The sequence below is a fragment of the Limnothrix sp. PR1529 genome (assembly GCF_002742025.1).
Lineage (GTDB): Bacteria > Cyanobacteriota > Cyanobacteriia > CACIAM-69d > CACIAM-69d > CACIAM-69d.
This window is the reverse complement of sequence record NZ_LIRO01000039.1, coordinates 52,257-79,215: the sequence shown is the minus strand read 5'-3', so window position 1 is coordinate 79,215 and position 26,959 is coordinate 52,257. Positions and strand designations below refer to the sequence as shown.

The following is a 26,959-nucleotide window of genomic DNA, read 5'->3' as shown; positions in this document are numbered from 1 at the left end:
CCGCGGCCGGTTCGGTGCGATTGGCGAACCAGAGGCCCACGGTGGCCAACAGGGACAGGGCCGCCGCGCCGATGGTTAGGCGATCGAACAGGCGCACCGATTGCCGGGCCCGTTCCGCGTCGGCCACTGCTTCGATTAGCTCTGGATCTGGCTCTTGAATTTTGGGCGGCGGCGGGGGCGGCAACACCTCCGCTGGCAACACCAAGGGCGGCACGGCGATCGATTGCAGGGCGATCGGGGGCGAGGGTTCCGGGGGTGGGGTCAACAGTTCCACACCCTCTTCGAGCGATCGCTCCAAATCCCCAAACAGGTCATCCATGAGCTGGTCGGCATACCAGTCAGCGGCCGAGGTCGATCGGGGGGCGATCGTCGGGTTGGATTCGCGAGGCTCAATGGACAAAGTCATACCACCACACCAAATATGGGCAAGGGACGCAGCCGCCATCCCCAAGCACCGCCTTGCCCAGACACAACATTGGGTTGCTGGAAGGGGGCAAATTTCGCAACGGCCGGACTTTCAACTCGGCCGAACCACCGAAAGATTGACCCTGGGCAAGGCTACGGAGTTGGGGCCGATTCTATTGAATCGTCGCCAGTTCGTCAAACGCTAGGGGATCTGAATGCTAGGGGATCTGATGGATTGATGGATTCGCCGCTGGTCGGCGCTGCGGGCCTCATACGTCCTCGCAGCGCCCTGACCGGGAGCGGCCGTTACTGATCCAGACTGAGCCAGTCCAGACTGAGCCAGCCCTTGAACCAGCGATTCAGCCGCTCAGTGAGCTAGTTATTAAGCCAAAATCCACTCCACCAAAGTACGAACCCCGTAACCGGTGGCCCCGGCGGGATTCAGTCCTGAATCCTTGTCGCTCCAAACGGGCCCCGCCACATCCAAGTGCGCCCAAGGCGTGTCTTTCACAAACTGCTTCAGGAACAGGGCAGCGGTGATTGAACCACCCGCGCGGCCGCCGATGTTTTTCATGTCAGCCACCACGGATTTCATCTTGTCGAAGTAGGGTTCTTCGAGGGGCATTTGCCACAGCTTTTCACCGGCCTTGGCGGCGGCGGCTTTCAAGCCGTTGGCCAGGGTTTCATCGGTGGCCCACAGACCAGCAATCTCATCGCCCAACGCCACCACGCAAGCGCCCGTGAGGGTGGCCAAGTCCACGATCGCCTCCACGCCCAGCTTGTCCGCATAGACGAGCGCATCGGCCAGGGTCAGGCGGCCTTCTGCGTCGGTGTTGCCCACCTCGATCGTTTTGCCATTGGAGGCGGTGAGGATGTCGCCCGGGTGCATGGCTCGCCCGCTGATCATGTTTTCAGTGACGGCGGAAATGAAATGCACTTCCACATCCGGTTGCAACAGGGCGATCGCCTGGGCCGCGCCAAAGGTTGCGCCCGCGCCGCCCATGTCGGTTTTCATCATCTCAATGCTGCTGCCTACGCCGGCCTTGATGTTTAAGCCGCCGCTGTCGAAGGTCAGACCCTTGCCCACGATCGCCAACTTTTTGCGGGGTGTGCCTTGGGGCTTGTAAACCAAGTGGATAAACTTCGGCGGCAGGTCAGACGCTTGGGCAACTCCCAAAAAACTGCCCATACCCAGTTTTTCGCAATCTTCCTTTTCCAAAATTGTCAGTTCCCAGCCGGGGTTGGCGGCGATCGCCTGGGCCGTTTCGGCCATGGTGATGGGGGTGACCACGTTGGCCGGAGCGGCCACTAACTCGCGGGCCAAAATGGTTCCGGCAGCGATTTTTTCACCCCGATCGATCCCTTGGGCGATCGCGGCTGAATCTGTGGTTCCATTCCGGAATGGCAACAGCTCGATCGTCTCGGGCTTGGGGGTTTTGCCGTTTTCTTCGCTATCGGACTTGAAGCGGCGATCGCGATAGAGCGACAAATGCACCCCTTCGGTGATGGCTTGGGCTGCGGCGGCCGCCTCTTGGTTGGCCAACGGAAACGCAATGGCCAGGCGATCGCACTTTTGGGCCCGGGCGGCCTTGGCGGCGGCGGCGGCCCCTTGGCGCAGCCGATCGAGCGGCAGATCCTCTGAGTTGCCCAACCCAATCAAGATCAATTTGCGAACGGGTGTGCTGCTGCCCACGCGCAGGGTTGCAGTGTTTCCGGGCTTGCCCTTAAATTCGGCCTCATCGATCGCCTCGCGCAGGGCCCCACCCAGTCGATCGTTCAAGGCCGCCAAGTCACCCGCCAGGGTTTCCAGTTCCGACTCAAACAGCCCGATCGCCAAACCAGCGCCCGTCCATTCGATCGGGCTGCTGACACTTGCTCGAAATTCCATGATTGCCTTGTGATGGTTGCGTTTTGCCGCTTTCTACTCTAACGGTTTGGCTACACTGATAGACAGGGTGAACCCGGAAGCCCCGGGAGTCGCTCCCCTCCCATCGCCGTTGACTGGCATCATTAGCACCCAAGTGCATCCAAAAGCATTCAGTCGCACTTAACCGTTGTATCTAGAGGCTCGATCGATGGCTCAGCTTGCAACCCTCGTGATTTTTGGGGCTTACATCTTCTTTGGGGTGAAATTTTGGAACGGCTTTCAGCGAACCAACTTCACGCAAAATCGAATTTTTCTAACCCTACTTTGGCCAGTTTTGCTAATTAATGGCTCCTATCGCAAAAACTTCCAAAAAGCTCTCAAAGGTTAACCATCATTCCCCGGTTTCTAGAGCAATATTCAACCCCAATTTTTGAGGGCGCATTCATTGGTTAACTGGAGCATTGCCGAACTTCAATCTCGTGATTGGAACACCCCTGAACTACAGGCCCAAATCCAAGCCGTTGCTGCTCGATATAACAAAGAATATCGCGGCGAAGCCTTTGAAGTCCCCGACGAAGTGGCCGCCTTGCCGCTCTATCCTGAATTCGTGACTGGATCCCTCACCAGCCGCATCACATCCCCCTTTTGGGAATTAGCAAAGCCCCAAAAAGGTTGGCGCTGTTTGGATTTGGGTTGTGGGGGCAGCTTTTTGTTTTATCCCTGGCGCGATTGGCAAGCCTTTTTCTATGGACAAGATGTGGCTCGCGTCGCCTGCGATTTGTTAACAGCACGGGGGCCGCAACTGAACTCCAAACTGTTTAAGGGCGTGCATTGCCAACCGGCCCATGAACTAAACTATGAGCCAGGATTCTTTGATTTGGTGATTGCCACAGGGGTGAGCTGCTACTACCCGATCGACTATTGGGCTGCTGTGGTCGATCGAGTCAAGCCCCTCCTAAAACCCGGTGGTTTATTCGTCTTCGATGCCATTTTGCCCGAGTTACCCCTAGCGGAAAATTGGGCAATTTTGGAAACCTATTTGGGGTCAGAGGTTTTCTTGGAAGAGCCGATCGCCTGGAAAAAACTGATTCAGGCCGCCGGTGGCAAAGTAACCGCCACACGCGAAGGCGATGTATTTGCCCTCTATCGCGTCAAATTCAGTTGAAATGCAATCCAAACTTCGGTTCAATTGCGATCTGCCATGACTCACTCCATGACCAACTGCCTTGATGGTGTTGAGTGCGATCGAGCGAAGCCTCTGTGTCGCTCAATTACGCTTCAGCCAGGCCTCACCGTTGATTGTCAAAAATTGATGTTGTTGTGTGATGATTGGCAGATCACTGAAGTTGCATTATTCGGATCAATTCTTGGCGATCAATTTCGGGATGATAGCGATGTGGATTTATTAATTAGCTTTTCCCCGATCGCTAAGGTTACACTGCTGGATCTATACACAATTGAATGTGAATTTAGCAGGCTTTTTCAGAACCGCCCCGTGGACTTGGTGACTCGACGCGCCATTGAGCAAAGTCATAATTCCATTCGGCGTAACAATATTTTAGGAACTGCCCAAGTTATTTACCGAATTAATCATCAAGATTGATCATCCGGCTACCGCAATCCCATGAATCATGATCGAGAATATTGGTTAGATGCAATCAATGCTTGTCAACAAATTCTGGATTTTACAAAAGGCTTGGATGAGGATTCCTTCCTCCAAGATCGTAAAACGCAATCTTCGGTTCTTTACCAAATTACAGTTCTCAGCGAGGCAATGAACCGCTTTTCAGATAGCTTCATCACCCAAAACTCCCAAATTCCGATTGCAGCAATTCGAGGAATGCGAAATCGAATTATTCACGAATATCGAGAGGTTGATCTATGGATTCTTTGGCAAGCGATTCAAATCAACATTCCAGAGTTACTAATTTTGCTAAATGACAGTCAATTTCCTGAGCAGAGGCCTGAGAAGTAACTTGGGGTACTTACAAAGCGCTAGTAGTCCTGGGTAGCAAGGGGGTTGCGTATCTTGTTCTTGTCGATTAATGAGGCCCACAGGCAATGAAACTTACTAAGGTAAGAGTTTTGATTGTTCAGACATGCTCTCAGGTTTGCTCGGAAATCTTCAGCAATTCCTGACCGATCGACCAAGGCCAACGGCTCATGGGTGGTAGATTATAGAGCTTTAGTGATGCCTGTCTTGTCAGCTTCTAAATCATTAACCTGCTATTCGGGAAGGATCGGTTCGTGGTTAAACTAACGCCAAATCCCAGTTTCAGTGTTTCGTTGCGTCTTCAGTTGCCAAACCAGGTGGGAATGCTGTCCCAGGTCATTCAGGCGATCGCGGATGCGGGGGGCAACTTGGGCGATATCACCCTCGTGGAGCAAAATCGCCAACAGACCATCCGGGATTTGGCAGTGGATGCGGCCAGCACCGAGGGCGCGGAGGCCATTGTGGCAGCCGTGAAAGCGATCCCGGAGGTGTTGGTGCTGGCGGCGGCCGATCGCACCTTTGCCTTGCACCAGGGCGGCAAAATCACCGTCAACAGCAAGATTTCGCTCGATCGCCAGGCGGATTTGGCCATGGCTTATACACCGGGGGTGGGTCGCGTTTGTCGGGCCATTGCTGACCAGCCCGATCGGGTCTATGAGCTAACGGTGAAGCAAAACATGGTGGCGATCGTCACCGATGGCAGCGCCGTGTTGGGGTTGGGCAATTTGGGGCCCGAAGGGGCATTGCCCGTGATGGAAGGCAAGGCCATGCTGTTCAAGGAATTTGGCGGGGTGGATGCTTTTCCCATTTGCTTAGCCACCCAAGATGCCGATGAAATTGTGGAAACCGTGAAGCGGATTGCGCCGGTTTTTGGGGGAGTGAACCTGGAGGATATCGCCGCGCCGCGCTGTTTTGAAGTGGAAAAGCGGCTGAAGGAGGAGTTGAATATCCCCGTGTTCCACGACGATCAACACGGCACGGCGATCGTCTCCTTGGCGGCCCTGACCAATGCCCTGAAATACGTGGGTAAAGCCCTATCGGCGGTCAAAATCGTAATTAACGGTGCGGGAGCGGCGGGGATCGCGATCGCCCAACTGCTGCGCACGGCCGGAGCCACCGATATTGCCATTTGCGACTCGAAGGGGCTGCTGACGATCGATCGCACCGATTTGAACCCCCAAAAGCGAGACTTTGCAGTTGATCGCCCCGGGCCGCTCACCCTGGCTGATGCGATGGTCGGTGCTGATATTTTCCTGGGGGTCAGTGCGCCCGGGGTGGTGTCCGTGCCCATGGTGGAATCCATGGCCAAAGACCCGATCGTCTTTGCCATGGCCAACCCGATTCCGGAAATTCAACCGGAACTGATCATCGGCAAAGCGGCCATCATCGCCACCGGCCGCAGCGACTATCCCAACCAAATCAACAACGTGTTGGCGTTTCCGGGTCTGTTCCGGGGGGCCCTCGACAGCCGGGCCAACAAACTCACCCAACGAATGTTCTTGGATGCGGCCTTGGCGATCGCCTCGTTGGTGGACGATGAGCAGTTGGGCCCCGAAACGATCGTGCCCTCAGCCTTTGATTCGCGCGTGGCTCCAGCGGTGGCCGCTGCGGTGCAAGCGGCCGCTCGCTTAGATGGCGTTGCTCGTTTGTAAGGCGATCGCCCAGCGGGGGTGATGCTGAATGATTCAGGCGTTGATTGGGGAATTGCGGCCGCAGCTCAAGCTCAAGCCATTCTGGAACCAACTAGGATGTTTAAGATATGCTCTAGGCAACTTTCCCCGATCAAAGCTTCTTACTGAATCATCCCCTGGAAATCATCCTTTAAATCACCATGCTCAGTCGCGTTGCGGACTCGATTTATTGGCTTAATCGCTATGTGGAGCGGGCGGAAAATGTGGCCCGATTTGTTGATGTCAACCTCAAGCTAAGTTTAGATTCTCCTGCGGGCGTGACTCAACAATGGAAACCCCTGTTGATGACAACGGGAGACTTGGCACTTTTTCAGGCCAATTATGGGGAAGCTTCCGCTGAAAATGTGATTCAGTTTCTAACATTTGATGCGAATTATCCCAATTCGATTTTGTCTTGCTTGAAATCAGCGCGGGAAAACGCTCGATCGATCCGAGAGATCCTGTCTACGGAAGTCTGGGAACAGATTAATGCGTTTTATTTAATGGTTAAAGAAGCGGCCGCCAGCTACAGCGCGGGAGCCGTTGATCTAGATAAGTTTTTTAATGAAGTGAAGTTGGCGAGTCATTTGCTCTATGGCGTGACCGATGCCACCATGACCCACGGCGAAGGCTGGCACTTTGGACAGGTGGGCCGATTCTTGGAGCGGGCAGATAAAACATCGCGAATTTTGGATGTGAAATATTACATTCTGCTGCCTTCGGTGCAGGATGTGGGCACAACGCTCGATCGCCTCCAATGGATTGCGTTGCTGAAGTCCGCCAGCGCCTATGAAATGTATCAAAAGTGGCGCAATCACCGCATTTCGCCCACGGGAGTTGTGGAGTTTCTATTGCTCGATCGACAGTTTCCCCGTGCGGTGCAATTTTGCCTGTTGCAATCCCAAAAATCCTTGCATGAAATTACTGGAACACCGACGGGCACTTGGAGCAATCCTGTGGAGCGGCCCCTGGGACGGTTGTTAGCAGAACTCAGCTATTTTTCAGTGGATGAAGTGATCGATCGGGGTCTCCATGAATTCATTGACAATTTGCAGCAAGAACTCAATGTGATTGGTGAGCGCATGAATGAAACATTTTTTGCGCTGCGACCGGTGGGTCTTTAGGGCGTGTCGTCAAATCGCCTGAAGCCCTGATTCCACCATTGTCAGATCGTGGGGGACAAGGGGCTTAAGCCCCTTGTTACGACGATTGGGGCATGAAAAATTAACCGTTGTTGTCTGATCTCAGGAAATGACGACAGGCCCTAGACCTGTTTTTGGGAATTCGGACTCAACTTCGGCTTTCGAGTGGTCGTATTACCCTAGTGGCGCTTAATTGTCGGGGCGTGGGAGAACAAGCCAACCATTCCATAACCATTGGGCCATGCTTTCATGAAGCCTACGTTTGGAGCTAGGTTGTCCGTCCTCCGATAGGGTGGATCGAAACGAGTTGGTCGGGGAAAATCTTGCTGATCGGAGGGCGCATCGCCATGCGCCCCTACGAGAGGTCATCGATTTCAAAGGGCGAAAGTGCTGGTTCTGGCTACTTTTCAGGAAACAAGCGCGGGATAAAAATCGTGGTGAAAGCGCTCAAAAAGCCCAAAACGGCTGCGAAGCCTTCGGAGTTGAGCCATGTTGCCAAGAAGGTAGGTGATTTGATGGATTGCACGGGGAAGCGGGGCGAGAGTCCAGCCGAAATTTCGGTGCTTTCGCCGCTGGCGAGGAGTGACCAGCCGATCGGGTTTTTGGGGTCGATCGAGAGCGATCGCAACCGTTGAAAGCCCGGTGAGTGATCGGCGAGTACCAAGAATTGCTCGCGCTGGAATTCGAGGGTGTTGTCGTCTAAGCGCACTTTGCCGCCCAACAGGCTGGAGAGTTCCAGTTCTTCATTGGGGCGACCGGTGACCAGCAATCGGTTTAACTTCAGATCGGCAACAGTTAGTTCTTGGGCAACCCAAGGGGGGCTGTCGCCGGTTTCGGGATCGAGGACTTGTTTGAGGTCAGGAACGCCGATCGAGAGGCGGGTGGGTGAGGCGAGGTTGATTTGGGTTTCGTTGCTTTCGGGCTGATAGGTGATGGTGCGATCGCTGCCGTCGTTGAAGCTGGCGGGCAGTCCGGCGATCGCCACTTGGGTCAGGGTCAAGGTCAGGGGTCGATCGCCCCATTGCACTTGGGCCTTGCCGAGGGATTTGAGTTGGGTTTGTTGTTCGGGGGTGGCGACGCAGTGGTCAGGCGGGCTGTCGGCGGTTCGCAAGCAGACGGAAATTCGCCGACTTTTTGGGAAGTAGGCGAGGCGATCGACCCGGCTTTGGGGCGGCAGGTTCACTTCCAGCAAGGTCAGCTCACTGGCCGCATCTTTGGTGGCGGAGACTTCGGCCCGGAGCCGACTATCGGCCTGGGCAAAGGTCAGCACCAGCCGATCGCGCCCTTGGAGTTGTTGGTTGAGGGCTGGGTCGGGGCTGCTGAAGCGGCCAACCAGTTCGACGGGGGCGGCGGTTTGACCAATGAAATCCAGTTCTGTGAGTTTTTTGAGGTCTTGGAGGATGGGGCGATCGACCTCACCAGCATAGGTGAAGCTCAGTTGCCGCACGGTTAAGGCGGCTTCAAAGGTGGCGGGGCCGCGCCAGAAAAAATAGCCGATGAGTAATCCAACCCAAACTGCAATCAGAGCAAGAGCTGCTAGGCGATCGTCCCAACTGGATTTCCGAAATCGTCGCCAGAGTTCCGGCACTTTACGCAGCAGCGGACGAATGCGGCGTTGGCGAGGCACGGGGGATGATGGTTTTTTCATCTTGAATCCAGCAGTTTAATCATCCGGTGATCGCCAACAATTTGGGTGAATTGATCATCAAACTAGTTGAGCCAGCGGCGATCGTGCTGGAGAGAGAAGGTGCGGTTATCGCCTGTGCTGGTACGCACTCGGAGGCTGTATGTCCCGGCGGGGGCGTTGCCATAGTCCCAAGTTTCCCGCAATTCTCCTTCAACGGGGGCGGTGCGGGGGCGGCTCCAGACGACCTGACCGCTGGGGTTGCGGAGTTCCAGGGTGGGGATGGTGGTGCGGCGGGGCACAAACAGGACGATCGAATAGCGGCCGGTGGCGCGGTTCAGGATCACGGGATAGTAGCGATTGCTGGACTCCGCAATGGCCAGCAGGCGGCTGGGTGAGATGCCGGAGCCTTGCAACACGTTGGTGGGCAGTTGGAACCGAAAACCGTTGCTGCTGAAGCCGGATCGAAAGCGATCGAGTTGGTAGCGGCGTTGGTTGGAGGCGACCAAAACTTGGGGGTTGCTGGCTCCGTTGACGCGGATGCTGAGGCTGTTGCCCCAACTGTTACCGATGCCGTTGGTGGTGTAGGAGATCAGATCGAGGCTGCTGGATTGGGGGCGCGGGGTCAGGCCTTCGCAGCGGTTGTTGTCGCGCAGGATGTAGGTAAGGCTGTTGGGGTCGCCATTGGGGCAGGCGATCGCGCTGGGGGCCAGGCTGAGGGCGATCGCGCAGGCAGCAAGCAAAAGACGCAGCAGCATGACAGGGCAAGGGGTGAGATTGCTGTTTTTAGGCTAACTCACGCGGAAACTAAGGCAAAATGCCCCAGGTTTGGAGTTTTTCGCGGATGGGTTGGATGCGGATGGCGCTGCCGAGCTGTCCCGTGCTGATGAAATTGGCCAGATTGGGAGTCTCACTGTTGGGGTCGGGTGCGCCGCTGGTTTCGTCGCTGATCGCGGCAACCATGCCAATCAGCCGATCGCTCTCATCAAACACCGGGCCGCCGGAATGGCCGGTGGCGATCGGGGCGTTGAAGCTAAATTTTGTGCGTTGAGGGTTGTAGCTAGCGCGATCGCCCGACGGTGCAACCCAGGAATCTTCTTGGTTGTAGGGATGGCCGATCGCCATGACGCGGCCGGTGAATTGAATTTGGCTCTCTTCGGCCATCACCAGGGGCTTGATGTCGGTTGGTGCGCCGGTTACTTTCAGCACGGCAATGTCCAGGGTGGCATCCTGTTGCACCAGTTCCACAGTGTTGAGCTTGCGGCGGGTTTGCCCCTCGGGCAGCAGGCTATAGAACTGGACGGTGGGTTCTGTGCCGGGGCGATCGAGTCGGTCAATCACGTTGTGGCGACAGGTGACAATCCAAAGGGTGTTGCCTTCGCGCTTCACGACCCAACCGGCTCCCCGATTCAGCCCCCCGGCATCTTGGCCCGTGGCCCCAAAGCGGGCTTCCACAATCACCGTGGCCCGAAACAAGGCCACTTTGGGATTCCGTTCCACTGGCGGCACATAGGCCAAATCATCCAGCGCCGGGGGACTGCGCCGCGCTGCTAATTTTTCCCGAGCTGCCCGCAAGTTGTTTTGGGCGGTTGCATACTGCGGATCGAGGGCGACGGCTTTTTCATATTCAGCAATGGCGGCTTCTAGGTTGCCCTGCTGTTCTAGGGCATAACCCAGGTTGTTATATGCCAGTGTGTGGGCGCTAGCGGGAGTTCCTCGTTGATCTGGTAATGCCAACACTTGGCGGTATTGTGAGATTGCCTCCTCCAATTTCCCTTGGAAATACAGCGCTAACCCCAGGTTGTTGTAGGCAGCGGCATATTTGGGGTCGAGGGCGATCGCTTGGCGGTATTGTGCGATCGCCTCCTCCAATTTCCCTTGGTCTCTCAGCGCGATCCCCAGGTTGTTGTAGGCAAGGGCATCTTTGGGGTCGAGGGCGATCGCTTGGCGGTATTGGGCGATCGCCTCCTCCAATTTTCCTTGGTTTCTCAGCGCGTTCCCCAGTCCGTTGTAGGGAAGGGCATCTTTGGGGTCGAGGGCGATCGCTTGGCGGTATTGGGCGATCGCCTCCTCCAATTTTCCTTGGTTATACAGCGCGTTCCCCAGGTTGTTGTAGGCAGCAGCATTTCGGGGTTCGCGACGCAGCACAGCTCGGAAAATCCGCTCGGCTTCCGCAAAACGGCCCGCAGCTTGGGCCGCATTACCCTGCCGAAATAGTTCATCGATCGTTGGCTCACTGGCAATGATCGGTGAGGGTGGTTGGAGTGGCCGTTGCGCCCTCACGCTCTCCGGCACAGCCACCAGCGCCGCGATCGCCACCGCCATCACCCAACCCGATCGCCCCAAAAATTGGCTCATGCTCACCAAAGCTCCCGCATCACCTGCCACCGATTTTAGGCGATCGCCCCATGGAGACTAGCCGCTCGATCGATCCCCATAGAATGGTCATATCCTCGCCCTTAACCCACCCATGACCCCCAGCCCGATCGAGCAAACCCTCCTGCACCAGTTTCGTCAGCTACCCCAAGCACTCCAACAACTGGTGATTCAATTCATCAATCTTCTCCTCGCAGAGCGATCGCAGGTAACTCCCCTCCTCAGCCGCCCCGAACCGTCCCCCTCCGTCTTCGAGCTGGCTGGCTCCTTAATCGGTAGCGCCGAAGGCCCCAGCGACCTGTCCACCAATCCCGACTACCTGGAAGGGATGGGACGCGAATGAGAGAAGTGTTACGAGTCGAATTTTTTGTAGGGTGCATGGGAGAACGGTTGGGAGGCAATGACAATCGCTATTCATCTCCCATGCACCGCCACCCGTGACACAGGGAACGACGACGATCGGTTGGGGGCGATCAATCCACGGTGCATGGGAGAGCAAATCAACCGTTTCGTAACGATTGCGAATTGCTCCCATGCACCCTACGTTGCATCACCAAAGCTCCCGCATCACCTGCCACCGATTTTAGGCGATCGCCCCTTGCCATAATGGGAGCAACTGCGATCATCAGGACTCACCCATGACCGCTCAACCCACCACCAGTCCGCCCCCCAACGCCGATCGCCCCCAACCACCTGCCACAGACGAAGCGCGATCGCTCTGGATTCCCGATCACTGGCCAATCACCGAAGCGCAATTCCGCGCCCTCGCCGCCTGCAACCGCGATCGCCGCCTCGAATGCAACGCCCAAGGAGAACTGATCATCATGCCGCCCACGGGTGGAGAAACCGGGGCCCGCAACATTGAGCTGGCCTATCAAGTCCAGGCTTGGAACCGCCGTACCCGGCTGGGGATCGCGTTTGACTCCTCCACTGGGTTTCGGCTGGCGACGGGCGCGATTCGATCGCCCGATGTCTCTTGGATGCGTTCTGACCGGTGGGATTTGTTGGATGCGGAAGCGAGATCGGGCTATGTGCCCGCCTGCCCCGACTGGCTGATCGAGCTGCGATCGCGCACCGATCGGCTGGAACTGCTGCAAGCCAAACTGCAAGAGTATTTGGCGGCTGGTCTGCAACTGGGTTGGCTGATCGATCCGATTCAGCAACAAGTTTGGATCTATCAACCCGACCAAGCACCGATCCAGCTCGATCGCCCCCTGGAGTTGAGCGGCGATCCGGTGATGCCGGAATTTCGGTTAGATTTACGAGCCATTTGGCCTCCCGAATCCACAGGAATCTCACCAAATGCGCCCTAATCTTCCCTTGCCACCGCTCAACAGCCTTGGGCGATCGCGGCCTAACTAACCATTTGCCAATGCGGCCCATTCCGTGTGGAACGTGCCCGGTTTGTCGATCCGCTCGTAGGTATGTGCGCCGAAGAAGTCGCGCTGGGCTTGGGTGAGGTTTTGGGGCAATCGATCGCGCCGGTAGCTATCGAAATAGTCCAGGGAGGCGCTGAAGGCCGGAACCGCGATCCCCGTTTGGGCCGCCGTTGCCACCACCGATCGCCAAGCGGCCTGGCGATCAAGAATGGTTTGCTTAAACTCCGGAGCTAGCAGCAAATTCGGCAACTGTGGATTATCCGTAAAAGCTCGCTCAATCTTGCTCAGGAAGCCCGCACGAATGATGCAGCCGCCTTTCCAAATTCTGGCCATTTCCGCCAAATTTAAGCCATAGCCAAACTCAGCGGAAGCCTTTGCCAACAGGGCCATCCCTTGGGCATAGGAACAGATTTTGGAGCAGTAGAGCGCATCCCGCACTTGGTCAATGAATGTGGCTTGATCCACCGGGGCGATCGGGCCGGGGCCGCTCAGCTCTTGGGCCGCCGCCGTCCGCTCAGTCTTGATGGATGACATAATCCGGGCATTCACCGCCGCGATGATGGTTGGGATCGAAACCCCCAATTCCAGGGCGCTCATCACCGTCCACCGGCCGGTTCCTTTTTGACCCGCTGCGTCTTGAATCAGCTCCACCAACGGCGCTTGAGTGTCGGGATCACTGACCTTAAAGATTTCAGCGGTAATTTCAATCAAAAAGGAGTTGAGTTCGTCCGTTTGGTTCCAAGCCGCAAAGGTGGCTTGCAACTGGGCTTGGTTCAGGCCGCCCACGGTTTTCAGCAAGTCGTAGGCTTCGGCAATGAGCTGCATATCGCCATACTCAATACCGTTGTGAACCATCTTGACGTAATGTCCAGATCCGCCGGGGCCGATGTAGGTGACGCAGGGGCCGTTATCCACCTGGGCAGCGATTTTGGTGACGATCGGCTCAATTTTTTCATAGGCCGATCGCGTGCCACCGGGCATCAAGCTAGGGCCATTCAGCGCCCCTTCTTCGCCGCCGCTCACGCCCATGCCAATGTAGGTCAGGCCCAAGGCTTCCAGATCTTGGGTGCGGCGTTCTGTGTCCTCATAAAGCGAGTTGCCACCGTCAATCAAAATATCGCCCGGAGCCAGCAGGGGCTTGAGCTGTTCAATCACCGCATCCACGGGCCCGCCGGCCTTGACCATAATCAAAATTTTGCGCGGCGGTTCAAGGGCAGCCACAAATTCTTCCAAGCTGTAGGTGGGTTGCACCTGCTTGCCCTGGGCCCGGGTGGCCATGAATGTGTCGGTTTTATCGCGGCTGCGGTTATACACCGCGATCGGGAATCCATTCCGTTCAATGTTCAGGGCAAGATTTTCGCCCATCACAGCAAGACCGATGAGTCCGAAACTTTGAGCCATAGGAAAAATCTGGGTCGGCTAACAATCGGCTGAGTTGTGGTTGGCGGGCCAATCATGCAGGCCCCAACCAACATCACGGGAGTCGCAGTTCAAAGTTTTTAGCTCAAGCACTGTTGCGGGCGCTGTCGTGGATGTTGCAATGGGCTGGCCGAGGAAGCGCAGGCTATTCGGATTAGGGGGACGGAATCGCAACACCCGAGGCCACAACAGGGGCCAACCACTCAGCACCGTCATCCTTGATGACAACTTGCCTCAGATTAGCCCGATCCCCTGGGGACGGACTGGAAGATTCCGTTAAAAGTCTGCTCAAGAACCATCGGGACAACATCGAAGACTATTGATTGAAGACTATTGATTGAAGACTATTGATTGAAGACTATTTAAAGACTGCTGAAAGACTGAAAACTGGTTCAAGACTAGCCAAAGGCGGGTTCAAGCTCATTAATCGCTGTAATCGCTAATGGGATTGGGGTTGCCGGAAGTCGCCCAATTGGGGCGATCGGGGCTAATCTGGACTGAACTTGGACAGGATCGAGAATGCCACGGAACGCAACGTGGAAGGCAATTGCGCCATTGTCTAGGTTCAAGTGCTAGCGTTGGGTCAGGTGAGATTTTGACAGGCTGTCTCGGGTGCGATACCGGCTTGTTGATTTGCGGGAACTCTGCGGGAATTCTGTTCTCATCGCAGTTCGTGACCGCAGCTCTCGATTGCAGTGTTTGATTGCGGTTCTTGATTGCAGTTCGTGACCGTAATTGGTCACTGCAACTGGTCACTGCAATTGGTCACCAACAACGCATCACCACAGATCAACTCAACTCGCATCTAGCGGGGAAAATGGGAAGGAGCGGTGCTTTTGCAGTGCCGGTTCTGGATTTGGGTATGGAAACGGGCGATCGGGGGACGCTTGGCCAACTGGTCGCAAGGGGAGGGCGATCGCAGGGGACATCTCAAACAAACCGATTGCGTTCAGAGCGATCGGGCAAGGGGCTTAAACCAGGCTTTAATCAAGGTTGGACGGCTTAACCACAGCCTAAACACGAAAACAGCGAGGCAGTGATGGGGCCGCAGCGGGATTGGTTAACCGGACTGGGGCATGGGCGTTCTGAAAAACTGGTCTGGCCCCTCACCGCTTGTGAGCCTGAGCGCTGTCGAATAGGGTGTAATGCATCGATCGGTTAACGTTCTCGGCGCTGTTCCCGGTGCTATTCTCAGCGTTCCAGTCGATGCGGGTTTGGCGATATTGATTCGATTGCTGTGAAGCAGAGTAGATGGCATGGCTGAGATCCAATTACGCCTTCAGGTTCCCGGTAGCCCCGATCGACTGATTCCCGTGGAAACCGACTCCGTGACGATCGGGCGGGCCAGTGATTGCGAGCTGCCCCTTTCTCCCTATGGCGTGTCGCGACACCATGCCCGAATTAGCCGCGCCGATCGGGCTAGTCCCTGGATGGTTGAAGACCTGCAAAGCAAAAACGGCACACGCCTGAACCAAACCCCCCTCCAACAGCCAACCCCCATCGCCCACGGCGATCGGATCTATATCGAAAATGTTTGCATCACCGTCCTGTTGGCAGGAGTGGGCACGACCAACGCAGTCGCAAATCCCACCATCACCCGATCGCGCCAATCGCCCCAAGGGCCCAAAGCCGTCTATTCCCAACGGGTGCAGGTTCCCTTAAACCCCGAGGCTTTGCCGCCCACCGTGTCTGTGGTGCGGCCCAATTTGGTCAAGCTGCCCCTGATTGATGCCACGGCCGATGGCAAAATGCGAATTTCACGCGATGCCAGCGACCTCAAAGAACAGTGGCTCCGCACCAGCGAAGGCAGCGGCGACAGTCTTTATGAGCGCGATCGCACCATTGCCCGCCTGCGCGATCTCGTAGAAATCGCCAAAGGCCTCACCTCTGCCGCCAGCAGCAACGCCATCTTCTCCCAAGTGCAAGAAGTGGTGTTTCGCTATCTCACCAACATTGAGCGCCTGGCCCTGTTGGTGGATGTGGAAGGCAATGGCCAACTACAACTGCTGAACGCGGCCGCCCGCGAAACCGAACGGGCCCGCGACCTCACCCTCAACAGCGGTTGGATCAGCCAAAGCATTTGCCAAAAAGTTTTCAAAGAAAAAATTGCCCTGCAAACGGCCGATGCCCAAGCAGACGAGCGGTTTGGCGCAGAACAAAGCATTCTCTATAAAGGCATTCGCAGCGCCATGGCCGTGCCGCTTTGGAACGAAGACAAAGTGGTTGGTGTGCTCTATGCCGATGCCAACCTGTCCTCCGAAAGTTGGGTGCAAGAGGGCGAAGACGATCTCAGTTTCTTTTCCGCATTGGCCAACCTCGTGGCTGCCAGTGTTCAGCGGTGGTTGCTCACCCGCAAACTTCAGGAAGAAGAGCGCCTGTGCCAAAAGCTAGAGCGCTATCACTCGCCTGCGGTGGTGCAACAGATGATCGCCGCTGGCACCCACGAGGATGGCCGGATTCCCACCACCGATGGGGAACTCAGCATCCTGTTTGCGGATATTGTCGGGTTCACGGCCCTTTCGGAGCGCCTGAGTCCGGCGGAGGTGGCGGACTTGTTGAACCGCTTTTTTGAAGAAATGCTACAAGAGGTGTTTGCCCTAGGCGGAACCCTCGATAAGTTCATTGGCGATTGCATCATGGCCTTTTTTGGTGCGCCGGAACCACAACCGGATCATGCCGATCGCGCCGTCATTGCTGCCCGACGAATGCTGGAACGCTTGGATGATTTGAACAAACGGAACGTGCTGGGCGAGCATTTGCAACTACGGATTGCCATCAACAGCGGTCGGGCCGTGGTGGGAGATGTGGGCAGCTCCCAACGGATGGATTACACAGTCTTGGGCGGCGCGGTGAACCTGGCGGCCCGGATGGAGGCGATTTGTCCGGTGGGTCAATGCATCATCAGCGCCAATACCTATGACTTGGTGTCGCGGAAGATGAATTGGGTGCAAATGGGGGAATTTCGGTTCAAGGGCATTGAACGGCCAGTGCCCATTTTCCAAGATGGCCACCGCGCCCAAGAGCTAGAGTTGGTGAAGCTGTTGACGGAGCCTTCTTGAGAACTGACTGCGGATTTGGGCGATCGCCCCAGGGCCAAAACTAGGGATCTCGGGGCGATCGTAATCCTAAAACTATTTGCTATAATTCCGGTTGGGTTTTGCTGCAATGTTGGTGACTGCCAATAATTGTTTTGCGATCTATGTTTGTTCCAATTCGGGGACTCACCGAACGTCTTAGTGGCAGTAGACTGAGCGAGCGTTTAGGCGCTTTGTTAACTCAGAAACTTTAAACGGAGACAAGAGTACCCACCTGGTTTTTCCAGGTCGGAAGCTGAGGCAAGACGGCATTTGCGGTTAACCCAACTCCTCAGAATTTGCTTCAACCAATTGATCAACAATTTGGTAAATAACACGGGCCACCACTCGCCTCCGCGACGGTGGCCCGTGTTTTGACTTGAATTTGCCAGTGGCAAATGGGTCGGCGCATATTGTTGGGCGCACATTGTTGTGTATCCTCCGCCATCATTAGATCGATCGAAACGGATTGACCCTTGGAGATCTCGCGTACCAGAGGGCGCATGGCGATGCGCCCCTACGGGATTTTGGGGGACATGGGGCGATCGATTCATGGGCCACGGCGCGATCGCCCCACCTCGCATTCAACGACCATCCCCGATCGGTTGGGCCGCCCCATTCCAACGGTGCGTAGGGCACAAACCCAATCACCGTCAACCGCCCACCGTTGCCCTACGACACCCTACGGGTCGGTGATGGTGAGTCGTTGCAGGATGGATTGGGCGATCGGAGAGGTCGGCGGCGCAAAATGTTGAGAGTTTAAGGAAAATAGCGATAGATCTCGCGACGATGTAGGGCGCGGACAAAAATAATGGTGTTGTCTTCTGATCGAAAGCCAAGGCGATAGTTGCCTACTCGGAGTCGATAGGTATTGGGGTGGCCTTCGATCGCTTTGATTTGACTCAACTCGCTTAAATGTTCGGCTGCTTCGATCGACAGTAGGGCGGTTTTGATGGCTTGTAATGCTGGGCGATCGCGAATGGCCTGCAAGTCTTTGCGAAAGCGCTTGAGAAATTGAACCTGCATTGTTGATCTAGTCCAACGCTTAACTATCCAACAGGGCAAAAATTTCAGCGCGATCGACAGGTTCTTCGTCTTCAGGCCCCAAGTCGTTCATGGCACGACCTAACGCCAAGTCTTCCAAAATTTCAAGCAAGAGGTCGCGTAACAGATCGCGACGATCGCGCAATAGTTCAATCAGCAGGGGTCGCATCAGATCGCGGAGGCGATCATCGGTCAGGGTCAGATCATTCATGATGATTTGCGCAAAACTGGGGAGGGGCGATCGCGTTGTCTCAATGGTAGCGCGGGCTTTTGGGCGATCGACCTTATCGATCGAAAGGAATTGACCCTCGGAGATCTCGCGGCTCGGAGAACGCATGGCGATGCGCCCCTACGGGATTTGGGGAGCAATGGGTCGATCGATTCATGGGCCACGGCGCGATCGACCCACCTCGCATTCAACGACCATCCCCGATCGGTTGGGCCGCGTTCAATTTTCGGTGCGTGGGAGGAACCCATCCAGTCTTTTTGTGACTCTTTTTAGTGACTCTGTAACCTTGCTCCCTACGGTTGATCAGCGGCGGGGCGATCGGGCTGGGTGAGCGTGCTGGGAACCACCACGGGCACAGGTGTAAGCGAGTCCAGCAAAATTTGGCGAGAGTCGGCCGTGAGGTGGCGGACTGTGGCGGAATCCAGATAGCCCCAAGCGTATTGGTCGCCCAAAATCCGTCGTTGATATTCGGAAATGGCTTCAATCCATTGAATTTGCAGCACCGTTTGGGTGGCCTCCCCGCCCGGGGGCAAGGAGCCGGAAATAGTCCCATTGCCATAAAACAGGCCCGGCTTGCCCAGAGCAGCAGCGATCGCCCGTTGGGATCGCTCCGTGAGGGCTGATCGGGAAAGCCGCACGAGGGGCCGATCGGGATCCTGCGTCAGGGTCACCATTTCTTGGGTGAGCTGACGGGTGAGGCCTTCGATTTGGCTGCGGGTGCTGTCAAATTGGATCAGGGCCAAGCGCTGCTGTTCTGGGCTAAGGACAGGGGGGCGAGCCGTCAGGACGCGGGGAATGAGAGCGGGGACTCCGGGGGTGGAGAAGTCGAGGGCTTCTCGGCTGGCAATGATGGCTGCGGAGACCAAAAAACAGCAGCCCAACCCAATGGCAGAAACCCAAGCGCTCGATCGAGAATAGCCGGGAGCCAGCCAATAGTTGCGGGCGGTGACGGTGGGCGGCAGAGGGCGCAGGGGAATCGTTTGGATGTTGGCGGCGGTGGGCGGCAGGGTCACCACCCGGGGAGCCTTGCGGTGCGTTTTCGCCAGTTGGATATGCTCGCCGCGCCGGATGGCGGCCGGAGAGGGAAAGGGATCGCGCCCTCGGAACTGCCGCGCCCGATCGCACCAGGGACAGGAACCCTGATGGCCAAAGTAGACATGCTGGGGATTGGCGCTACAGGTCACAAGGTTGTTTTCGGCGCTGTCCAAAACGGCGGCCCACTGACGGGCGCTGGGCCGATCGGCGGGGTGGCGGGTTTCAAAGGCCTGGCGAAAGAGGTTTTGCAATAGCGGATCGAGGCCCGCAAAGGGCGGCGCGATCGGCTTGGGCTTCCAACGGGGCGATCGGGCACTGTAGGGAAATTCTCCGGCCGCAATGCGTTGGTCAATCAGGGGCGGATCACCAGATCCCAAAAAAGCGCCGTCAAAGGGGTGGGTTCCCTCCATCAACAATTGAAAGAGCAACACCGCCAACCCAAAACAGTCTTGGGCCGCAGTGCGATCGACCTCTCGAAAGTTGCGCCCTTGCAGTTCCGGGGGCGTATATTCCGGCTTGCCCACAGGACAACGGAAGGTGCGCCGTTGCTGGCGATCGACCACTTGAAACGAATCCGTATCTACCAGGGTGACCAGGGCGGTGGGGGCGGCCAGCACGTTGGACTCGTTCACATCCCCGATCGTGTAGCCCCGTTCATGGAGCACATCAACGGCGGCGGCCAGGTTGCGAGCCATCCGCACCAGGTAGCGATAGGTGAGGCCCGGCAGCTCGCGCCGTCGCATCTTGGGCGTGTAAACCTCGTGTAGGGGGCGGGTTTCGGGTGCTTTGGGCATCAAAAACCCAACAATCGCCCCATCCACCACCACCGCATCCACGGGCCAGGCGATCGTAATCGGTGGTTCCAACGGATCCAGCGGCGGATCGTTCAACATGGCGGCCAGTTTGGCCACTCGATCGGGCGATCGTTGGTCGGGGTGATAAATCTTGGCCAGCAGGCTAGATTCTTCCGCAACCTGATAAATTTCCCCTTCGCCGCCCGCTTTTCCCGTGGTGCGCAGCGTGATCCGCTCGCCCGTCATGGCGCGTTGGGCCAGAAGGGTTCGGCTCCGTTTGGTTAGGTTCGATCGCTGCATGATCTGGGTTTTGCGCCGCCACCCTAAACATACTGAATTTCAGGGGCCAATTGCGGGAGCAACGTTCGAGCTAATGGCGGGGGCAATGGGAGACAATCGGAGGCAAATTCAACCGGACAGCGGGGCGATCGAGCCACTCAAACCATGCCGCACCAGCATTAGTAATCTTCGTATTCCGGTTCCCGTTGCCGCACCTTCTCGGGAATCTCCAGCTTAGGTGCGCGGTAGCCCGGTTCCTCATCAGTCCAAGCATCGGAATCTACGTTGTCATCGTAGCGATCGTAGACTTCCTCATAGTCATACTCATCTTCCCGCACATACTCGCGATCCCGTTCGCGGCGCGGGGGCTGATCGCTCCAGTTATCGTCCTCGTCGTAATCCTGGCGGCGTTGTTGGCCATAGCGCGGGGCCGGCTCTTCCCAGGTTTCCTCTTCCCAAGCTTCCTCTTCGTAGCGGCGCTCGGCTCGAGTTTCGGTGCGAATTTCTGGGCGGGCTTCGGTGCGCAACCCGGAGGCTAGTTGGTTGCCGGGGGCAGCAGTGGGAGTAAAGTACAGATCCTCTTCATCCCGTTCCCAGGGAGGGCTGCTGAGGCCCAAGCGCTCCAGGACACCAACGCTGAGTTGAATCAGGCGGGCTTCGGCCCCTTCAAACACAATCAGTCGATCGGGGCCCGTGCTGACCACTTCTTCGATCGGGAGTTCATAGGTGCTGATCACCTGTTCGGGCACTTGGGGCAAGCCGATCGAGGCAATGATGATCGAGACCAGCTTGCCATCCTCCACATCAAACTTGAACCCGCGTACCTTCCCCAGCAGTTCGCCGGTTTCGGTGATCACCTCACAACCAATCAAGGTGTTGTAGGCATCCGCTTCAATGTAGTCCTCGATCGCCCGATCGTCCTCCACCAGAATCACATCACCAATTTGGCTGATGCTATCCAGGTTCATGAAGCGCGGCATCGCCGAAACGGCGAGGATATTGTCCTTTACGCCAAAGCCAATAATCTCCTGGCGATCAATATCGACCCAAACCTGGCTGATGATGCCCAGGCGCTTGCCGGTGTTTCGGGTAATGATTTGCGTTCCAAGCAGGTCAGAGCGCTGGCGAATCGATTCAGAGGTCATTGACTGCAAAGGGGGATGGATTGCAATAGATCCGAAGTCGGGATGCTTGTCGATAGTAAAGCATAGGTTGACGGATTGAGGGCGGGCGGCTGGTGGTGTCGATTGCCGAACGCGGTTGATTTAGACCTAACTAGCTCGGCAAGTCTATTTCCGTGGGTCACGTCATCCGTGGGTCAAGTCAAATGACTGTTATCGTGACCCGATCGTCAGGCAATAGGGGGCTGACAACAAGGGGCTGAGTCGCTCGTAGGGTGGGCACTGCCCACCGAACCGTTGCTTCATGGTATTTGCGATATGGCGTGCCAATTATTTTAGGTAAAGGCTGTATCTGGTGAATATGTAAAGGCTGTATCTGGTCAATATTTGGCAGATGTTTTATGTATAGAAATTAATAATTGTACTAATTTCATTGATTTCACTAAAACTCAAATTCTGGGGGACATAATGATCAATTATTGCTGACCATGCCCCTAGGGCATCATGCTGATCATGAGTGATCCATACCCCCGTCCCCAGGAACCGGTATCTCATACACCACCCCAAGATTCCGATCGATGGCATAGCCTGCGCGACCATTTGCAGCAAGTGGCTCGCCTAACCGCACAATTTGCCGTCCCCCTAGGAGCCGATCGCCTAGGTTACTACGCGGGCCTTTGGCATGACCTGGGCAAATATAACCCTAAGTTTCAGGACTATCTCTACCACTGTCACCAGGCAACCCGGCACGGACAAAATAGCCCAGCGCCCAAGTCTGTTCCCCACGCAGTCTATGGTGCAAAGTTAGCAGAGCAGGAACTTCCCGGCGACCTGGGCTGCAAACTGGCCATGGTCATTTTTGGTCATCATGCCGGTATTCCTAACTTGGCGGATATGGATAGCAAGCTAGCCGGTAACCATAGAGCCAAAACTGAACAGGCCTATCAAGCGGTCTTGCGGGAAGCGGAAAAAACCGATATTGAATTGGAGCCAGATCAGGACTTAACTGATTATGCTCCGGCAGAAACCGATGATTGTTACCAACAGGAAGTTTTTTGGCGGTTTCTGTTTTCTTGCTTGGTTGATGCGGACTATTTGGATACGGAGCAGCACTTTAAGCCCACAGAATCGAGCCAGCGCCACTTGGGAATCACAATTGCCCAATTGCAATCGACCTTTGAGCGTGCCTATGCCCAAAAAATCCTGAAACCCTTAAAAAATCCCCAATCTCCCCTCAATTGCCTTCGAGCTGAAATCTATCAACTTTGTCAGCAAGCGGCGAAACAACCGCCGGGTGTATTTCGGCTCTGTGTCCCTACGGGTGGCGGCAAGACTCTGAGCGGCCTGCGGTTTGCCCTTGACCATGCGGTGGCCCATGGGCGATCGCGTGTCATCTTTGCTGTGCCCTACACCAGCATCATTGAACAGACCGTCAATGTCTATCGCGATTTGTTTCAAGCTGAACTGGGCCCCGAAGCGGTTTTGGAACACCACAGCGCTGTTTGGCAAGAAGCACCTTTCAAAAACGAAAACGAATCCGTAATGCATGGTGACGATCGTGCCGAGGATGCTCGCCAGGCCTTTGCTCGGGCCCGGTTAATTGCCCAAAACTGGGATGCTCCCTTGATTGTTACCACAACGGTGCAACTGTTCGATAGTTTGTTTGCCAATCGGCCGAGTCGTTGCCGCAAATTACACAACCTAATCAACAGCGTGATTGTGCTGGATGAGGTGCAAACCCTCCCGATCGAGCTGTTGGATCCGATTCTTTGTGTGCTGCGTGAGTTGGTCACCCGCTATGGCGTGACGGTGGTGCTTTGCACGGCCACCCAACCCGCCCTCGCCGGTCAAAATGCCTATCTTCAAGGATTTGCCACCGACCAAGTGCGGGATATTGTGCCCCCGGAACTGGCCAAAGCTCATTTTCAACAGTTGCAACGGGTGAACTATGTTGTGCCGCCGAAATCTTGGTCTTGGGCGGATTTAGTGACGGATTTGCAAAACCGGCAGGCAAACCAAGCACTCATCGTTTTGAATACGCGCCGCAACGCGTTAGATGTCGTGGCTGCGTTGCAAGGTGCTGGCTGGCCCCGCGAGGCGCTCTTTCACCTCTCCACCTTGCTTTGTGGGGCCCATCGTCGCCAGGTGTTAGCCCAAGTGCGCGATCGCTTGCGGGCAGGGCTGCCTTGCTTGCTGGTGGCTACTCAAGTGGTGGAGGCGGGGGTGGATATTGATTTTCCGCTGGTCTATCGGGCTGAGGGGCCGCTCGATCGCGTTGTGCAAGCGGCCGGCCGCTGCAACCGAGAGGGCAATCTTTGTGATCAGTCAGGCGAGCCAATTTTGGGACAAGTGGTGATTTTCTCTCCCCAAGAGGGCCGGTTACCTAATGGCAGTTACAAAACCGCCGTTGGTACGGCTAATCTCTATCTTCAGACCGATCGTGTGAATCAAGCCTTACACGACCCCAAAACCTTTGAGCAGTACTTTCAGGAGTTGTACCAAACGGTTGGGCGCGATCGGGGTCAAAAGATCCAGAACAGCCGAGAAAGTTGGAGCTATGCCGAAGTAGCCGAGCAATTTTCGTTGATGAAAGATGAGACCGTGCCCGTGGTGGTTCAGTACGACGATCGCGCCAACAACCTGATTCAAAAAATTGAGCGCTCCGGTTCCCTAAACAGGGGCGATCGCGATGCGCTCCAGCCCTACATGGTGAACCTGCGCTTCTACGAATTCAACCAATCAGCCCATTGCCGCCGTGAGGTTGTTCCTGGGCTGTGGTTTTGGAAAGGGGGCTACGATCGGCAACTTTACGGAATTGAGATCGATGGCCAACCTATCCAATACGACCCAGCCGACTTTATTCCTTAGTTTGCTATCAAGTGGGTTAATCAACAATTCACTGACTTTCCAGCATGGAGATTATGAAAAACCTAAATTCATTGAGGGTGAAATTTACCGCGCCCTATGCTTGCTTTACGCGCCCTGAGTTCAAAGTAGAACGCATTTCCTATGATGTGCCCACCCCAAGTGCAATGCGGGGAGCCTGCGAAGCCATTTTCTGGAAGCCAGAAATGCGCTACAAAATTCGCGAAATTCATGTTCTGAAGCCCATCAAATACTTTTCAATTTGGCGTAATGAGGTGAATAGTCGCCAAGTGTTTGCCACTGCCCAAGGTTGGGCCAAAAAAGGCGAAGGATCCTATTTTGCCGATGACGATCGGGCCCAAAGGCACACCCTTTGTTTGCAAGATGTGGCCTATGTGGTTGATTTGGATATTGAAGTTTTGCCCCATGCGGCCGCTGATGTGGCCAAATATCGCGATCAGTTCCAGAGGCGAATTGAGCGAGGCCAGTGTCACCATCAACCCTATTTGGGAACGAGGGAATTTTCAGCATTCTTTGAGAAGCCAAATCCCGATCACCCTGCTGATTGTGCAGATCCCAGTCTCAATCGTGAACTGGGTTTGATGTTGTATGACGTGGAATTCCAAGAGCAGCCGAAGGGGCCGGTTAGCTATCGCAAACGAGATCAATCGGGCGATCGAATCGTTACGGCTCAGGCTCGTCCTCGTTTTTTTCGAGCTTCCTTAACACGAGGTGTGCTGACCATTCCTGAACAACCCTTATCCTAGGAGGCGCTTATGCTTCTGAGCGAGTTGGCCAAGCTGGCAACCCGAATTGATGAAACACCATCAATGTATGGTTTTTCGCCAGTCAGTTGGCTGATTGAAATTGATCAACAAGGAAGACCGATCGGAACAAGCCTGATGACTCCAATGGTCGAGGAGTCACGAAAGGGGAAAAAACGAGGCAAGAAAATTATTGTTCCCCACATTGGCCGCACAGTAGGCATTCAGCCCAAGCTGTTGGCAGATACGGGGGAGTATGTCCTGGGAGCCGCCCGATCGACCTCTAAGCCAGAGCGTGTTGCCGAATGCCATCGGCAGTTCAAAGATCTAGTTGCCAACTGTTTTAGTGCAACTCAAGAACCCGCTGTAGAAGCCATTTTGAAATTTTTGGAAAGTTGGGATCCTGTTCAACAGCGATCGCAATTTGCACCCAATTTGCAGCTTCCTTCTGAGTTTGATGCCAGTGAAGTTGTCACCTTTCGAGTTCATTTTTCCGATGCCCCCGCACTCATTCCCGCAGAGAACAAGGCGAATCTAGAAAAAGTTCAACAATTTTGGGCTGCTTACACATCTGGTGAAACAGCATCAGATAGCCGAGAACGTCCCATGGGTTGGTGTTTGGTGACCGGAACCTATGGCCCATTGGAACAACGATTACCCTTTTTCATTAAAGGTCTTCCCAATGGACAACCTTCAGGAATAGCTTTGGTTTCTGCAAACTCCGTTGCCTTTGAATCCTTCGGGCTGGCAAATTCCCTGACTTCTCCTATTTCGCGACCAGCGGCGGAAGGATTTGCTAAGGCGCTAAATGCCCTTATTGCCAGTGAAAACGACTGTCTTCGCATTGGGAATAGTGTCTATGTTTGGTGGGTGCAACAGGGTGCTGAAGCAGTTGATTTGAAGATCTTGGGCAAGCCGCGTGATCCATTGAATTCAAAAAGAATTCAGAATCTACTGAAATCACCAATGACTGCTCAGAAAATCAGCGAAAAGACAAGTGCAGCCCTCGCTCAACGTTTTTTCGCAATTGCGCTCACTGCCAACAATGCCAGGGCGGTCATTCGTAGCTGGATTGATGTGACGATCGAGTCAGTCAATCACAACCTGAAAATTTGGTTTCAGGGGCAGAAAATTGACTCGCTCTATGAGGAAGATCGCGAATTCTTTGGACTCTATGAACTAGCCGCTTGTGCTTATCGCGAGCCTAAAAAAGATATGTTGTCCCGAACTCCAACAGCGCTGTTTTTAGCGGCTATTGAAGGGCGGCCATTGCCTGCTGACTTGCTCGATCGCCTCCTGCGTCGAATCCGAGTCGAAGGGGGCAGCATCACCCACACAAGGGCTGCTTTGCTCAAGCTAATTCTGACCTTGGAAGGAAAAATCAACATGAATGAGCCTCAAAATGCGATGGAAAGCCTAACTCGCAATCCGCAATTTCAAGATGAGCAATTGGGCGATCGGCTCGCCTACCATGCTGGTCGCCTGTTGGCGCAAGTTGACAGGATTCAGTATGCCGCCTTGGGCAAAGTTAATGCCCCGATCGCCGATCGATACTATGGCTCCATGTCCATCAGCCCTTGCTATCTTCTGGGAAAAATCATTGGCAAAGCCCAGGCCAATCTATCCAAACTTCGCAAGGAAAAACCAGGTCAGCACAACCGGTTTCAAGAGGAGTTGGAGGAAATTCTTAGCAAAATTCCCGATCGTGATCTGCCCAATCTGCCCAGTCGCCTTTCGATGCAGCAGCAAGCTATTTTCGCCATTGGCTATTACCACCAACAAGCACACAACCGCCAGCAAATTCGCGATCGGGCTGCTAATTTCTCTTAGCCAAGCCTATTGCTAGCGCCCAGTCATGCTGTTTGCTTGATCACTTGAA

General features: G+C 55.3%; 22 protein-coding genes, 1 other RNA gene and 1 pseudogene. 14 read left to right on the top strand and 10 right to left on the bottom strand.

Annotation, left to right across the window (positions count from 1 at the left end):
- Together AMR42_RS06965 and AMR42_RS06955 are read right to left on the bottom strand one after the other, a co-directional pair.
- Positions 1-406 (bottom strand): annotated as a pseudogene (locus tag AMR42_RS06965) (hypothetical protein); the annotation flags it as partial.
- Between the two features lie 381 nt (positions 407-787).
- A complete protein-coding gene (locus AMR42_RS06955) occupies positions 788-2,293 on the bottom strand; it encodes a leucyl aminopeptidase (RefSeq protein ID WP_099532735.1) in 1,506 nt (501 codons plus the stop codon).
- A 187-nt stretch (positions 2,294-2,480) separates the two neighbouring features.
- On the opposite strand from AMR42_RS06955, the gene AMR42_RS06950 reads away from it, so the two are divergent.
- From AMR42_RS06950 to AMR42_RS06925, 6 genes are all read left to right on the top strand, one after another.
- The gene (locus AMR42_RS06950; protein WP_099532734.1) at positions 2,481-2,660 is read left to right on the top strand and encodes a hypothetical protein; all 180 of its coding nucleotides are present in this window, start codon (positions 2,481-2,483) and stop codon (positions 2,658-2,660) included.
- A 57-nt stretch (positions 2,661-2,717) separates the two neighbouring features.
- Complete coding sequence (locus AMR42_RS06945) at positions 2,718-3,437, top strand: class I SAM-dependent methyltransferase (protein WP_099532733.1); 720 nt, start codon at positions 2,718-2,720, stop codon at positions 3,435-3,437.
- Between the two features lie 48 nt (positions 3,438-3,485).
- Positions 3,486-3,875: a nucleotidyltransferase family protein gene (locus AMR42_RS06940; protein ID WP_234406735.1), complete on the top strand. Its 390-nt coding sequence runs from the start codon at positions 3,486-3,488 to the stop codon at positions 3,873-3,875.
- Positions 3,876-3,896: 21 nt separating this feature from the next.
- Entirely contained in the window at positions 3,897-4,247 is a 351-nt protein-coding gene (locus AMR42_RS06935) for a DUF86 domain-containing protein (protein WP_099532732.1), read from the top strand.
- A gap of 272 nt (positions 4,248-4,519) precedes the next feature.
- Positions 4,520-5,917 (top strand): NAD-dependent malic enzyme, encoded by a 1,398-nt coding sequence (locus tag AMR42_RS06930; RefSeq protein WP_099532731.1) that lies wholly within the window; start codon positions 4,520-4,522, stop codon positions 5,915-5,917.
- 179 nt (positions 5,918-6,096) lie between these two features.
- A complete protein-coding gene (locus AMR42_RS06925; protein WP_099532730.1) occupies positions 6,097-7,059 on the top strand; it encodes an alpha-E domain-containing protein in 963 nt (320 codons plus the stop codon).
- A gap of 418 nt (positions 7,060-7,477) precedes the next feature.
- Here the strand turns inward: AMR42_RS06925 and AMR42_RS06920 are convergent, their stop codons facing one another.
- The 3 genes from AMR42_RS06920 to AMR42_RS06910 all read right to left on the bottom strand — a co-directional run bounded on the left by AMR42_RS06920 (position 7,478) and on the right by AMR42_RS06910 (position 11,059).
- Positions 7,478-8,725, bottom strand: a complete 1,248-nt coding sequence (locus tag AMR42_RS06920) for a hypothetical protein (protein ID WP_099532729.1) — start codon at positions 8,723-8,725, stop codon at positions 7,478-7,480.
- A 62-nt stretch (positions 8,726-8,787) separates the two neighbouring features.
- Entirely contained in the window at positions 8,788-9,459 is a 672-nt protein-coding gene (locus AMR42_RS06915) for a hypothetical protein (protein ID WP_099532728.1), read from the bottom strand.
- 49 nt (positions 9,460-9,508) lie between these two features.
- Positions 9,509-11,059: a tetratricopeptide repeat protein gene (locus tag AMR42_RS06910; RefSeq protein ID WP_158234388.1), complete on the bottom strand. Its 1,551-nt coding sequence runs from the start codon at positions 11,057-11,059 to the stop codon at positions 9,509-9,511.
- A gap of 112 nt (positions 11,060-11,171) precedes the next feature.
- Here AMR42_RS06910 and AMR42_RS06905 point away from each other — a divergent pair, with 112 nt between their 5' ends.
- Both AMR42_RS06905 and AMR42_RS06900 read left to right on the top strand, forming a co-directional pair.
- Positions 11,172-11,420, top strand: a complete 249-nt coding sequence (locus tag AMR42_RS06905; protein ID WP_099532726.1) for a hypothetical protein — start codon at positions 11,172-11,174, stop codon at positions 11,418-11,420.
- Positions 11,421-11,715: 295 nt separating this feature from the next.
- Entirely contained in the window at positions 11,716-12,390 is a 675-nt protein-coding gene (locus tag AMR42_RS06900) for a Uma2 family endonuclease (protein ID WP_099532725.1), read from the top strand.
- 45 nt (positions 12,391-12,435) lie between these two features.
- On the opposite strand, the gene gndA is transcribed toward AMR42_RS06900, so the two are convergent.
- The gene (gene gndA / locus AMR42_RS06895) at positions 12,436-13,857 is read right to left on the bottom strand and encodes an NADP-dependent phosphogluconate dehydrogenase (protein WP_099532724.1); all 1,422 of its coding nucleotides are present in this window, start codon (positions 13,855-13,857) and stop codon (positions 12,436-12,438) included.
- Positions 13,858-15,131: 1,274 nt separating this feature from the next.
- On the opposite strand from gndA, the gene AMR42_RS06885 reads away from it, so the two are divergent.
- From AMR42_RS06885 to AMR42_RS21080, 3 genes are all read left to right on the top strand, one after another.
- On the top strand, positions 15,132-16,934 hold the full coding sequence (locus AMR42_RS06885; RefSeq protein WP_234406733.1) for an adenylate/guanylate cyclase domain-containing protein: 1,803 nt from the start codon (positions 15,132-15,134) through the stop codon (positions 16,932-16,934).
- Between the two features lie 95 nt (positions 16,935-17,029).
- Positions 17,030-17,235, top strand: a non-coding RNA gene (ssrS, locus tag AMR42_RS06880) — 6S RNA.
- Positions 17,236-17,452: 217 nt separating this feature from the next.
- The gene (locus AMR42_RS21080) at positions 17,453-17,704 is read left to right on the top strand and encodes a hypothetical protein (RefSeq protein ID WP_234406732.1); all 252 of its coding nucleotides are present in this window, start codon (positions 17,453-17,455) and stop codon (positions 17,702-17,704) included.
- 4 nt (positions 17,705-17,708) lie between these two features.
- Here AMR42_RS21080 and AMR42_RS06875 read toward each other — a convergent pair whose 3' ends face one another.
- From AMR42_RS06875 to AMR42_RS06855, 4 genes are all read right to left on the bottom strand, one after another.
- Positions 17,709-17,975 carry a type II toxin-antitoxin system RelE/ParE family toxin gene (locus tag AMR42_RS06875; RefSeq protein ID WP_099532722.1) on the bottom strand — a complete coding sequence of 89 codons (267 nt, stop codon included), beginning with the start codon at positions 17,973-17,975 and terminating at the stop codon, positions 17,709-17,711.
- A gap of 19 nt (positions 17,976-17,994) precedes the next feature.
- The gene (locus tag AMR42_RS19780; RefSeq protein WP_143472969.1) at positions 17,995-18,330 is read right to left on the bottom strand and encodes a hypothetical protein; all 336 of its coding nucleotides are present in this window, start codon (positions 18,328-18,330) and stop codon (positions 17,995-17,997) included.
- A gap of 185 nt (positions 18,331-18,515) precedes the next feature.
- Positions 18,516-20,351, bottom strand: a complete 1,836-nt coding sequence (locus AMR42_RS06860) for a helix-hairpin-helix domain-containing protein (RefSeq protein ID WP_099532719.1) — start codon at positions 20,349-20,351, stop codon at positions 18,516-18,518.
- Between the two features lie 158 nt (positions 20,352-20,509).
- Positions 20,510-21,475 carry a PRC-barrel domain-containing protein gene (locus AMR42_RS06855; RefSeq protein ID WP_099532718.1) on the bottom strand — a complete coding sequence of 322 codons (966 nt, stop codon included), beginning with the start codon at positions 21,473-21,475 and terminating at the stop codon, positions 20,510-20,512.
- Positions 21,476-21,964: 489 nt separating this feature from the next.
- Here AMR42_RS06855 and AMR42_RS06850 point away from each other — a divergent pair, with 489 nt between their 5' ends.
- The 3 genes from AMR42_RS06850 (at position 21,965) to cas8c (ending at position 26,910) form a co-directional block, all read left to right on the top strand.
- Positions 21,965-24,319, top strand: a complete 2,355-nt coding sequence (locus AMR42_RS06850) for a CRISPR-associated helicase/endonuclease Cas3 (protein WP_099532742.1) — start codon at positions 21,965-21,967, stop codon at positions 24,317-24,319.
- A 77-nt stretch (positions 24,320-24,396) separates the two neighbouring features.
- Positions 24,397-25,083: a type I-C CRISPR-associated protein Cas5c gene (cas5c, locus tag AMR42_RS06845; protein ID WP_234406731.1), complete on the top strand. Its 687-nt coding sequence runs from the start codon at positions 24,397-24,399 to the stop codon at positions 25,081-25,083.
- A 9-nt stretch (positions 25,084-25,092) separates the two neighbouring features.
- Positions 25,093-26,910: a type I-C CRISPR-associated protein Cas8c/Csd1 gene (cas8c, locus tag AMR42_RS06840; protein ID WP_099532716.1), complete on the top strand. Its 1,818-nt coding sequence runs from the start codon at positions 25,093-25,095 to the stop codon at positions 26,908-26,910.
- The last annotated feature ends 49 nt before the right edge of the window (positions 26,911-26,959 follow it).